Annotated in this window: 7 protein-coding genes and 1 riboswitch; of the genes, 1 reads left to right on the top strand and 6 read right to left on the bottom strand. The window is 60.2% G+C overall.

Going from position 1 to position 12209, the window contains the following annotated elements; genetic code table 11:
• Positions 1-5 precede the first annotated feature (5 nt).
• Positions 6-953 (top strand): DUF1853 family protein, encoded by a 948-nt coding sequence (locus tag PSH81_RS11445; RefSeq protein WP_305392556.1) that lies wholly within the window; start codon positions 6-8, stop codon positions 951-953.
• 442 nt (positions 954-1395) lie between these two features.
• On the opposite strand, the gene PSH81_RS11440 is transcribed toward PSH81_RS11445, so the two are convergent.
• The 6 genes from PSH81_RS11440 to cobW all read right to left on the bottom strand — a co-directional run bounded on the left by PSH81_RS11440 (position 1396) and on the right by cobW (position 11530).
• A complete protein-coding gene (locus PSH81_RS11440; protein WP_305392555.1) occupies positions 1396-2103 on the bottom strand; it encodes a hypothetical protein in 708 nt (235 codons plus the stop codon).
• 1 nt (position 2104) lies between these two features.
• Complete coding sequence (locus PSH81_RS11435) at positions 2105-4762, bottom strand: hypothetical protein (RefSeq protein ID WP_305392554.1); 2658 nt, start codon at positions 4760-4762, stop codon at positions 2105-2107.
• A gap of 287 nt (positions 4763-5049) precedes the next feature.
• Entirely contained in the window at positions 5050-5652 is a 603-nt protein-coding gene (locus tag PSH81_RS11430; protein WP_305392553.1) for a VWA domain-containing protein, read from the bottom strand.
• Positions 5653-5705: 53 nt separating this feature from the next.
• A complete protein-coding gene (locus tag PSH81_RS11425; RefSeq protein ID WP_305392552.1) occupies positions 5706-6704 on the bottom strand; it encodes an ATP-binding protein in 999 nt (332 codons plus the stop codon).
• Positions 6704-10465, bottom strand: coding sequence for a cobaltochelatase subunit CobN (gene cobN / locus PSH81_RS11420; RefSeq protein WP_305392551.1), 3762 nt, complete (start codon positions 10463-10465; stop codon positions 6704-6706). Before cobN ends, PSH81_RS11425 begins: the two co-directional genes overlap by 1 nt.
• Before the next feature lie 3 nt (positions 10466-10468).
• Complete coding sequence (cobW, locus tag PSH81_RS11415) at positions 10469-11530, bottom strand: cobalamin biosynthesis protein CobW (RefSeq protein WP_305392550.1); 1062 nt, start codon at positions 11528-11530, stop codon at positions 10469-10471.
• A 92-nt stretch (positions 11531-11622) separates the two neighbouring features.
• Positions 11623-11823, bottom strand: a riboswitch (cobalamin riboswitch).
• Positions 11824-12209 lie beyond the last annotated feature (386 nt).

Below are 12209 nucleotides of genomic sequence, written 5' to 3'. Positions count from 1 at the left end.
GGACCATGACTGTGTTCCCGGATCTGCACAACCTGCCCCGCCAGTTGCGCCGCCCTGAGGTGCGCGACCTCGCGTGGGTGATGCTCGCACCGCCGATGCTCAGCCAGACGCCGTGGCCGCAACGCCATCCATTGGCGGGCAGCGATTGGGTGAAAGCGCCGCATTTGCTGGAAGGCTGGCTACGTCAACTCGATCAAGACAGCAGCGCACTGCAACAGTGGCTGAGTCTGTCCCGCACCCGACGCCTTGGCCTGTACTACGAGCGGTTGTGGCAGTTCGCCGTGCAGCACGCGCCCGGTGTGGAATTGCTGGCCGCCAACCTGCCGATCCGCCGTGCCGGACATACCCTCGGGGAGCTGGATATGCTGCTGCGCGACCGCGATGGCGTGCATCACCTGGAATTGGCGATCAAACTATACCTCGGCCCTCAAGCTGGCGACGGTAGAGACACCGCCTTGTGGCTGGGCCCTGGCTGCCATGATCGGCTGGACCGCAAGCTGACGCACCTGGCCCAACACCAATTACCGATTTCTGCGCGGGCGGAGAGCCGCGAAGCGCTGGCCGCTCTGGATATTCAGCAGTTCGACGCGCATTTATGGCTGGGTGGCTACTTGCTCTACCCCTGGCCCGGCGAAGCCGACGAACCCCTTGGCGCCCACCCTCAACATTTGCGCGGACGCTGGCTGCATCAGCGCGACTGGCAAGCATTCGCCAGCACCCGCCAACCCGGCCGCTGGCAACCCCTGCCCCGCCATGCCTGGCTGGCGCCAGCACATTACCCTGCGAGTGAGGTGTGGAGTGAAGCGCAGATGCAGGGGTGGCTGGAAGAACTCGACCCGATGGCGCCGGCGCAGTTGTTAGTACGGATGGTGCAAATGGACGGGGATTGGGAAGAGGCGGAGCGGTTGTTTTTGGTGGCGGATCTTTGGCCGGATGTGCCGGGGGGTGGTTAGGCACATTGCGCACCGGAGCGTCCCAGCGAGGCGTCCAAGTCGTTAGCTCCTTGCTTGTAGCTTTCGTCTTCAACTTCCTACTCTTCTCGGAGGATGTGTGGGGGACGCTACTCAAAACAGGTAGCCAGATAGCGCTCAGATCGATGCACAGTCGAACCAACCGCACAGGCTCAAATTAGATAAGAGGTTTCAGTTGCTGACTCAGAACTTCAAACTGAACAGCATCAAAATCAAACATTTTCTTTTTGAGAAACTCACGACAACTATGTGCATGGTCAATATTCGGCGGGTCGCAGGCGATCAAATTTTCGAATGAAGTTTCTGGAGAGCCAGCAGGGACCGCCCGCCCACTCAAATAAAAAATCTTTTCATCACATATTCTTTAATTGCTTATATCGCGGAGGGTTCAAGCACGCCGAGTTCGAGGGGCGCCTGAGCGATTTCAAGGACACTTCTCCACTGCTATATCTTTTAAATCCTGCTCCCCCATCCGCTGAAGCAACATAGGTTCTTCTGAACGCAGGACGTCAAGATATAGGAAGCCCGATTCATTTTTATCGAGTAAGACCGGAAAGCCAACAGCTTCACGAAAGTTGAAACATCCCGAACGACTTCGAATAATTTTTTGAGGCAATGCATTTTCCAAAGCATCAGCAGACACGTATCTATCAAAAATCTCAACCTCCCCTATCCTCCCCAACAAAAAGTCCCTGCCCTCGCCACTCTCAATTACCTCCCTAGTATCAAAAGAAAAGATTGAAGACCTCCATTCATTTGAGTAAACCTGGGCGATCTCATCATAATCGCTATTCAGAGGCTTACTTAGCCCACATACTCCGCCGGATGCCCTTACTCCATTATAAGAATTTCGCACATCAAAATACGCACAATCGACTAGTACGCCCCCCTCTTCAACTACCAATGTATAGTAATAGTCATACCTTGAACTCACATGCAGTGCAGAAGCTCCGTTAACACTTATCAACGAACGACCAAATCCATCTTTATTTCCGATTACATTTTCATATATTTTTTCACGACCATTATTGTGCAACACGATACTTCCTGGACTACTCCCCGGCAAAACCACTCCTAAAACAACATCGCACCAAGCATAGAAAAAAAGCAAAAAAACTGAATTTTTAGACATATTAAAACTCCAACGACAACCTAGAGGACTTTCGAAGAATAGCCTCAAATTTATTTGCATATGAAGCAATCAAACGCTGCTCATCAACACCATTAATAATCTTTCTGGCCGAGAGATAATCCACGCCTTGAGCATTAATATAGTGGGCCAACTTCCTACCCGTAAAAAGCCCATTGGTCATACCCACTACCATGATTGGCACAGAGTACTCAAACACTGCCGCCCTATCAGGATCCTTAACGAAGTCAAACCCCAATAAATCAGAAAACTTTCGATAATTGTTTTTCCAGGTCAAGTGCACACAGCCGCGCCCCCTATACTTATACCCATCCCCCTCCTCAGTATTTCCATTTAACTTAGCCCTTTCTCTTCCAGCAGAATCAGAAGCAAGAACCGGATCATACTTATTAAAGTAAGAAATCCCACCCACCTCAGGCCTCTCGCTGAAATACTCTCCCGTGGGAAAGTGATATGCCTCATGCCTGACAGTCGCCAGCATGTACGCTACTTCATACAAATTCGCCTTATGCTGAGCAGGTTCATAGAAGGTGTTTATAGCAATTAATACTCTTCTCAAGTTCCCTCTGGACTGCTGACTCAACGAACGTGTTCCTGATGAGAAGGTTACATGGACGTCTGCATATAGTTTCAAGAACTCGTCCACATCGATGAGTCCGCTCGCTCCCCTAAACCGGCCACCTAACCCCAGCGGATGCAAGTGATAAACCTGCCCATGCCCTGGCAGCCCAACCCCAACCGCCACTTCATCCCACCAACTCATCGCGTTGATCCGTCTCTTCTCCGCCACCCAATTCAGCTGCGGTGTCGAGCCGTTATGCCCCAATATCTCGTCCAACCCATCCCACTTACTCGGGGCATGACGCCACTCGCTTTCATAAAAGATGATCAGTTGCGCCAATGACTGCGCATGGGCCGGTAACGCCATCGCGGACTGCAACTCTTCGGCGCTCATGCTCCCATCGCGGTTGCGGTCGATGAGGTCGTAGAGCCGCGTCTTGAGCGGGCCGGTATCCGCCATGTCCGCCAAGGCGCCGTGGCGTTCGATTTGCTCTGCACTTAAACGGTTGGCCGCACGCAAGAAGGAGGCAAGGGCCTGGCGCGGCGTGTCGTAGTTGAAGATCACCTCAAAGCCATCCCATGACCAGGGACTGACCCAAGGAGTGACGCCGACTTCTTCGCAAACCCAACCGTCGAGCAGGTTACCGTCTGCGTCGTGAAGCAGGCCTTCCAGCCGATACCAGTTGCAGGCCTTGCGACCCGGCATCGCCGCCACCTGGATTTTGTTCTCGCCAGGGAGCCCGTCCAGCAAGGATTTGGGCACCCACAAATCAGCATCGCTGGGGGTGTTGGCCGCGTTCAAAGACGGTGGTTGTGTTGCACTGAAGTACGCTTGATGCGCCACCACGGCAGTGTCCTTGGCAAGTTTCAGCCAGGTTTTGCTGCTCGCCGGCAGTCGCCCCGCCCAGGCGCGGCAATCCTCGATGAAGGTTTCCACGTCATCGCCACTGAACACTTCCAGATGCAGTTTTTCTTCCGGGTAATCTGCAGCGCAGTCTTGATATAGGCCGATGTGACCGATCAAGTCGGCGGCCTTGATCGCGATGGGCGGTTGGAGGACAGCGATGCGATCCGCTACCGGCTCGCGCTCGCCTTCCAGAGAGTCGGCGTGAACATACTGGTTTACGCGCTCCAATTTACGGAAGGCACCTTCACCGCTGACGCAGACTTCCGTGCCCTGGGGCAAGCGCATAAGGACGTCGCTATTGGCACTCGCTGCGGCGCGGACATTCAGTGCACTGGCCCCGATCCGATACACGCCCTCGCCAAACGCGACCAGATATTCATAGGCCACATAACCTTGCAGGCGACCGTCGGCATCTTTCAACACGTCAGGGCCATCGGTGCCCTCCACCTTACGGTATTCCCCTTCCCCGCTGACCGTCACTTCCATGCCCCGAGGCAACAGGGCCAGGGCTTTGCCACGTCGCCTCTGGCCGAACACGCTCAGACCCTGCTGACCGGGATAATCGGGGTGGGTATCGCTTGCCGTGGCCTTGACCCGACGCGTTTGCGCCTCGGGCCAGAATCCCGGCCGTACGATGGCCGGATCCGCCTGGTACACCGCCCAGTCGCGCAAATGCATGTACAGGCTGTAGAACACCAGGCTTGGCGGGGCGTCTGGGCTGCCCTCGATTTTGGGCACCTCAAGACGGTGGCGCACTAATACGAAGTTGCGTGAAAACGGCTTTTTCACCGTCAGTTGTTCAAAGAAGTAGGTCGTGCTGGGCGAGTGCTGATCGATGCGATAAGCCACCACTTCACCATCGGCCAGGCAATGCACGCCGGATTGATCCAGAGTCCCCGCAGTGCCACCGTCGAAATGCACGCCACCGTGCCACAGGCCATTGCGTCCCACGGGGTAGTAACCTGCTGCAGCCTTGGCCATTTGGGTCAGTTGCAGAAGCGGATGAGCTTTGTCCTTGAAGGGATGGCTCCAGTTCTTCAGTGGCAACGGCGTTGGCGAAGTCGCGTCTGACTGAACAGAGCGGCTCTCTACCGCGGGGGCATCGGGCAAGTAAATCGGCGTGTGTCGAGCGGGACTGAAGAGCTCGAAAAACCAAGAAAACAAGTTGGCCATGGGGTGGTTCACTCCTGGTTTCGCAAGGGAAACAGCCAGCGAAACCCGGAGACCACGGACTTATGCTCGGTCAGTTGAGGAGGCTGAGTTTTGACCCTGGACGACGGCAGATTGAAGCTGGCGGCTCTGCCTAGGTTGAGATCAAAAAATAGTGCAGACAATACGCAGGAAATCATCCCTTCACTCCTGAGCGTGTAAAAACCCAGAGAGTAAAGAGTGGCTATCAACGATTAATGTCGGAATATTCGACTTTAAAAGAACGACCCTTCCCGGTCGCGTATCAACACCTACAAGCCATCGATATGTCGGTAATCCACATTCAGCCCCAACGCCAGGGCTTTCGCCCGCCCCAGTCTGATCGGACCACGCTCAATATCCACCAGCACTCCGGGACACTCCATCGCGGGCAACCCGTCGATAGCCTTGAGTCGCCCATCAGTAATCAGCAACAAGCGCTGTTGCTCAGCCGGATAGCGTTTACGCCGCGCCGCCAACCAATGTCCGGCCTCGGTCAGTGCGGCGAGCAGCGGCGTGCCTCCGCCAGCGCCGAGTTGGGCCAGCCAGCCCGCCAAGCCTTTGGCGGCCTTCAGACCCTGCACTTGCCACGTGGGCGCGTGCCCACTGGCCGTCAGCAATGCCATGCGCGCACGTTGGCGATAGGCGTCGTCAAACAACTGGGCCAGTAAGCCCTTGGCATCGGTCAATGCTTGATGGCGGCGGGTGGAGGCCGAGGCATCGACGATCACCAGCCACAGCTCATGGGCCGAGCGGCTGCGCAGGTGAAACAGCAAGTCCTCCCGCGATTGCGGGCGGCCGCCGAGCAGGGTGCCCGGCCAGTTGATCGAGCCGTACTGCGCGCTACGTGCCTTGCCGTGCCGGCCTTTGTCCACGCGTCCTGCCTTGGGTCGGGCATCCGCCCCCGCGTCAGGTCGAGGGCGAATGCCTAGGGCTTTTTTGGCCAGGAGGGGACTTCCCGTCGGGCGCCCGTGGGTAAGGCGGCGGCGGGCATGTCGCCCCATTGGCCTTGGCCGGGAGAGGTGTCAGAGGACTTGGGGGATTGCCCTTGATTCGGCGGGCTGGCCGGCGGAGATTGCTCTTGGCGGCGATGGCGCAAGGCAAAGTCGGCGACGGCCTCGATGTCCTCTTCGCCAATGGCGCTGGCACCACGCCAGGCCGCATGGGCCCTGGCGCCGCGCAGCCAGACCAGGTCCGCGCGCAAGCCGTCGACGCCGGCGGCGAAACAACGCTCGGTGATCTGCGCCAAAGTCTGGTCATCCAGCGCAATAGCCTCAAGCCGCGCTCGCGCCTCGGTGCAGCGCCTCTGTAGAGCGGCTTGTTGCTCGGCCCACTGCGCGCAGAACGCCGCGGGGTCAGTGTCAAAATCCAAGCGCCGACGGATGATCTGCCCGCGTTCCGTGGGCAAGGTCTGCCCGCTCAGCGCCACGTTAAAGCCGAAGCGATCAAGCAGTTGCGGGCGCAGTTCGCCCTCCTCCGGGTTCATCGTGCCGATCAGTACGAAACGCGCCGAATGGCGATGGGAAATGCCGTCACGCTCGATCAGATTGGTGCCGCTGGCAGCCACGTCCAGTAACAGATCCACCAGATGGTCGGGCAGCAGATTGACTTCGTCGACATACAGCACGCCGCCATCAGCCTTGGCCAACACCCCCGGCGAAAACTGCGCCCGCCCCTCACCCAATGCCGCGTCCAGATCCAGCGTGCCAACAAGACGCTCTTCAGTCGCGCCCAGCGGCAAGGTGACAAACTGGCCACTGACCAGCAGGTCCGCCAAGCCCCGCGCCAGGGTGGACTTGGCCATGCCACGCGGGCCTTCGATCAGCACACCGCCGATCTTCGGGTCGATGGCGGTGAGGCACAGCGCCAGTTTCAATGCGTCGGCGCCGACCACGGCGGACAGCGGGAAATGGGGGATATCAGTCATCAGCTGTCTTCTTCTATATCCAGCAACAGGTTTTCCAACGCCTCACGGTAAGCCCCCGGCTCCTGCCACATGCCGCGCTGCTGGGCTTCAAGCATGCGTTCGGCCATGTCACGCAGGGCGGCGGGGTTGTGTTGCTGCACAAAGGCGCGGGTGTCGGGGTCGAGCAAATAGGCGTCGGCAAGCAGCGCGTATTGGTGATCGTCGATCAGCGCGGTGGTGGCGTCGAAAGCGAACAGGTTGTCCACGGTCGCAGCCATTTCAAACGCACCTTTATAGCCGTGGCGTTTCACGCCTTCGATCCACTTGGGGTTGGCGGCGCGGGAGCGGATCACCCGGTTCAGCTCTTCCTTCAAGGTACGGATTTTCGGCAAGTCCGGCTGGCTGTGGTCGCCATGGTAACTGGCGGCCTTGTCGCCGCTCAGGGTTTCCACGGCAGCGAGCATGCCGCCCTGGAATTGGTAGTAGTCGTTGGAATCGAGCACGTCATGCTCGCGGTTGTCCTGGTTCTGCAATACCGCCTGTACCTGGCTCAGGCGCTGGGCAAACTGCCCACGGGCGGCGGTGCCCTCGTCGGAGCCGCCATACGCATAGCCGCCCCAGTTCAGGTAGACCTCGGCCAAGTCCTCGCGGCTTTGCCACAGGCGCCCGTCGATCGCACCCTGCACGCCCGCGCCATAGGCTCCGGGCTTGGCGCCGAAGATGCGCCAGCCGGCCTGTTTCGCCGCAGCTTCTGCGTCCAGGCCAGACGCCAGCAACGCCTCGCGCTCACTGCGCACCTTGGCCGCCAACGGGTTCAGATCGTCCGGCTCGTCCAATGCCGCCACCGCCTGCACCGCCGCATCGAACAGGCGGATCAGGTTGGCGAAGGCATCACGGAAGAACCCCGACACCCGCAGCGTGACGTCAACACGCGGGCGGTCCAGCAGGCTGATCGGCAGGATTTCAAAGTCATCCACCCGCTGGCTGCCCGTGGCCCAGACCGGGCGCACGCCCATCAGCGCCATGGCCTGGGCAATATCGTCGCCGCCGGTGCGCATGGTGGCCGTGCCCCATACCGACAAACCGAGCTGGCGCAGGTGATCGCCGTGATCCTGCAAGTGCCGCTCAAGGATCAGGTTGGCGGATTGAAAACCGATGCGCCAGGCCGTGGTGGTCGGCAGGTTGCGCACGTCCACCGTGAAAAAGTTACGCCCGGTGGGCAGTACATCCAGGCGCCCGCGACTCGGCGCACCGCTCGGCCCCGCCGGCACGAACCGACCGCTCAAGGCATCCAGCAGGCCGCGCATTTCCGCCGGACCACAGGCATCCAGGCGCGGCGCAACGACGATGCGCAGGCTTTCAATGACGGCCTTCACGCCTTCCCAGCCAGGCTCCTCCAGTTGCTCAAGCGGGCCTTCCAGAGCCTGTTCGATCAAGCGCGCCGCATAGAGCTCCAGGCGCTCGCGGGTATCGCCGGCGGTACGCCACAACTGCGGGTCGATCTTCTGCAACACCAGGGGACGACGACCGGTCCAGGGTTCGGCGAGTGCACAATCCAACGGATCGAAGCCCAACTCGAAGGCCTTGGCCAATACCCGCAGCAAACTCGACTGCGCACCGCGCCCATCACCACGGGGGATACGCAGCAGCGCGAGCAAAGTGTCGATGCGCAAACGGCCGTCAGGCGACTCGCCAAAAATGTGCAGGCCGTCGCGGATCTGTGACTCCTTCAAGTCACACAGATAAGTGTCGAGGCGCGGGAGCCAGATGGCGGCGTCAGCTTCTTTATCCAGTTCAAGCTCTTGGTCGATGCGGGTTTCGCGCACCAACTTGAGGATGTCCTTTTGCAGCTCGAGGGCGCGGCGAGGATCGAGCAGTTGCGCTTCGTAATACTCGTCCGCCAGCAGTTCCAGGTCGCGCAATGGGCCGTAGGTTTCGGCACGGGTCAGCGGCGGCATCAGGTGGTCGATGATCACCGCCTGGGTGCGGCGTTTGGCCTGGGCACCCTCGCCCGGATCGTTGACGATAAACGGGTAGATATTCGGCAACGGCCCCAGCAGCGCATCGGGCCAGCAGTTTTCCGACAGGCCAACGCCCTTGCCCGGCAGCCATTCCAGGTTGCCGTGCTTGCCCACATGGATCACGCCGTGGGCGCCATAGGTGTGACGCAGCCAGAAGTAGAACGCCAGGTAGCCATGAGGCGGCACCAGATCGGGATCGTGGTACACCGCGCTGGCGTCCACCTGATAACCCCGCGCAGGCTGGATGCCGACGAAAGTCAGGCCCAGGCGCAGGCCGGCGATCATCATGCGGCCGTCGCGGAACATCGGATCGTTATGGGGCGCGCCCCAACGCTCAATAACCGCCTGGCGATTGGCTTCGGGCAGGCGTTTGAACATCGCCTCGTAGTCGTCCAGGCCCAGGCTTTGGTGACAGGGACGCAGATCAATACTGTCGAGGTCGTTGGTGACGCCACCGAGCAGGTCATGGATCAGGGCCGTTCCATTCGGGGGCAATTCGGCGGGCAGCGGATACCCTTCGGCTTGCAGGGCACGCAGGATGTTCAGCGTCGCCGCCGGTGTGTCCAGGCCCACGCCGTTGCCGATACGGCCGTCGCGGGTCGGGTAGTTGGCGAGGATCAGCGCGATGCGTTTCTGCGCATTCGGCACCCGTGCCAATTCGACCCAACGGCGCGCCAGTTCGGCAACAAAATCCATGCGCTCGGGCGCGGCGCGGTAACACACCACATCCGACTGGCTGCGCTCACTGCGCCAGGCCAGATCCTTGAAGCTGATCGGCCGGCTGATGATGCGCCCGTCCAGCTCCGGCAAGGCAATATGCATCGCCAAGTCGCGCGGGCCCAGGCCTTGTTCACTGGCCTGCCAGCCCGGCTCGTTGTCTTGGGCGCAAATCGCCTGGATCACCGGGATATTGCGGCGAAACGGGCGCAAATGCGGCGCTTCCGGACTGGATTGGGCAAACCCGGTGGTGTTGAGGATCAGCCCCGCGCCGACCTCATCGAGCAGGTCCTCGACGACCGTCAGGCAGCCGGGCTCTTTCAAACTGGCCACCGCTATCGGCAACGGGTTCAGGCCCGCAGCCTGCAAGCGTTGGCAAAACACATCGATAAAACCGGTATTGGCCGCCTGCAAGTGAGAGCGGTAGAACAGCACCGCGGCCACCGGAAACTCGGCCTGCCAATCCGCCTGCCAGTCATTCAAGCGGGGGTTGGCTTTGTGCGGGTGATAAATCGCCGTGCGCGGCAGGGTTTGCGGCTCGGCCCAGGCATAGTCGCGCCCCAGGTAAGCGCTGGCCAGGCAGCGATAGAAATCCAGCGCATTGCCCAAGCCACCCTGGCGCAGGAAGTGCCACAGGCGATCACGTTCTTGTGCGCCAACGGTGCTCAAACCGCTGAGTTCCGGGTCGGGACGATCGTCGCCCGGCACCAGGATCAGTTGAACACCGCGTTCGGCCAGCTCCACCAGACGTTCGATACCGTAACGCCAATAGCCGATGCCACCATGCAGCGAGATCAGGATGACCTTGGCGTGGCGCAACACCTCGTCGACATACAGGTCGACCGAGGCGTGGTTCTGCACCTGCATGGGGTTGGCCAGGCGCAGGCTCGGGTAATCGTCGGGCAACTGCTGGGCCGCTTCGGCCAGCAGCGCCAGGCTGGAGTCGCCGCTGCACAGGATCACCAGTTCAGCGGGGGTTTGGCCAAGGTCGGCAATATTGTCGTCCGAGACGAAACCACCGGGCTGGGTCCTGAGCAGGTGCATGGGTTAAACGCTGAGCGCAGCGCGCAGTTGCGCTTCGAGACCCGCCGCATCGAGGTCCTGACCGATCAGTACCAGACGTGTGATGCGTGCTTCGTCGGCAGCCCAGGCGCGATCGAAGTGCTTATCGAAACGCGTGCCTACGCCCTGGATCAGCAGGCGCATCGGCTTGTTCGGGATCGCGGCGAAGCCTTTGACGCGCAGGATGCCGTGTTGCACCACCAGCTGGGTCAGGGCGTCGAGCAAAAGCGCCTCGTCGGCTTGCGGCAGGTCGATGGAAATCGAGTCGAAGGCGTCGTGGTCGTGGTCGTCTTCACCTTCGTGGTGATGATCGTGATGGCTGTGGCGAGCGTCGATATGCTCTTCGGCGCCGGCGCCCAGGCCAATCAGCACGTCCAGCGGCAGACGGCCGCTGCTGGCTTCGATGATCTTCACGGCCGGCGGCAGTTCTTCGGCGACTTCCAGGCGCACACGGGCCAGGTCTTCCGGGCTGATCAAGTCGGATTTGTTGAGGATCACCAAGTCGGCGCTGGCCAGTTGGTCGGCGAACAACTCGTGCAGCGGCGATTCGTGGTCCAGGTTCGGGTCGAGTTTGCGCTGGGCGTCGACTTGGTCCGGGAATGCGGCGAAGGTGCCGGCGGCCACGGCTGGGCTATCGACCACGGTGATCACCGCGTCAACCGTGCAGGCGCTACGGATTTCCGGCCATTGGAAGGCTTGTACCAGGGGTTTTGGCAGAGCCAGGCCGGAGGTTTCAATGAGGATATGGTCGAGGTCGCCGCGCCGGGCAACCAGCTCGCGCATCACCGGGAAGAACTCTTCCTGCACGGTGCAGCACAGGCAGCCGTTGGCCAGCTCGTAGACACGGCCGTTGGCTTCTTCTTCGGTGCAACCGATGGAGCACTGCTTGAGGATTTCACCGTCAATGCCCAACTCGCCGAATTCGTTGACGATCACGGCGATACGACGGCCCTGGGCGTTGTCGAGCATATGGCGCAGCAAGGTGGTTTTGCCCGAGCCAAGAAAGCCGGTAACGATGGTGACGGGGAGTTTGGCCAGTGTTTTCATCGGATGCCCTTGGGGGCGGGCATACGGGACGATAGGCCCTGCGACAGTGCGCAGCAGCGGATTTCGTCACCGGATCACCCCGCCCGGTTGAATTGAAAAATCGATTGCGAGGCAGGTCTCCTGGCTTGGGGCTTGCAGGTCTTGCGACCGGCGCTGGCTGCGCCTTCCCGCCTTGTCGGCAGTGGCGTGGCAGTCAACTGAACCCTTTACAGTTGCGGGGGCAGCCGCGGCTTGGACCGCGTTCCCTTCTTAGCTTCGGCCTGGGCCGAAGAACCTCGAGGGTGCAAGGCTACGCAGTGCTTGGGGGATGGTCAATGATGGGGTTGGGTTCGTGTACATATCCGTTATTTAGGTAACGGCGACTCCTTACGGCAGCTCACTTTAGGAAAGAGCCCAAAAGTAACCAAAGGGCTCTTGCCCCAACACTCGGCACCTCGCCCAGGCTCGGTGTGCCCTTAATCCGACATGGATTTGGGCGGCCTGACAGCCGGCCTGATCGAGAAAGCGGGCGGGTTCCCCTGTGGGAACTGGCTTGCCTGCGATGGCATCAACTGGGTGCGTCTGATGTACCGAGTCGCCTGCATCGCAGGCTAGCCAGATCCCACAGTCGAGGGTGAACACCATAAAAAATGCCGGTCGCCTCTAAGGCCGCCGCGCTCTGGCTTTTGATCTCACTTGC

It is taken from the genome of Pseudomonas sp. FP2335, from assembly GCF_030687535.1.
GTDB lineage: Bacteria > Pseudomonadota > Gammaproteobacteria > Pseudomonadales > Pseudomonadaceae > Aquipseudomonas.
The sequence above is the reverse complement of the archived record's forward strand: the minus strand, read 5'-3'. Positions and strand labels throughout refer to the sequence as shown.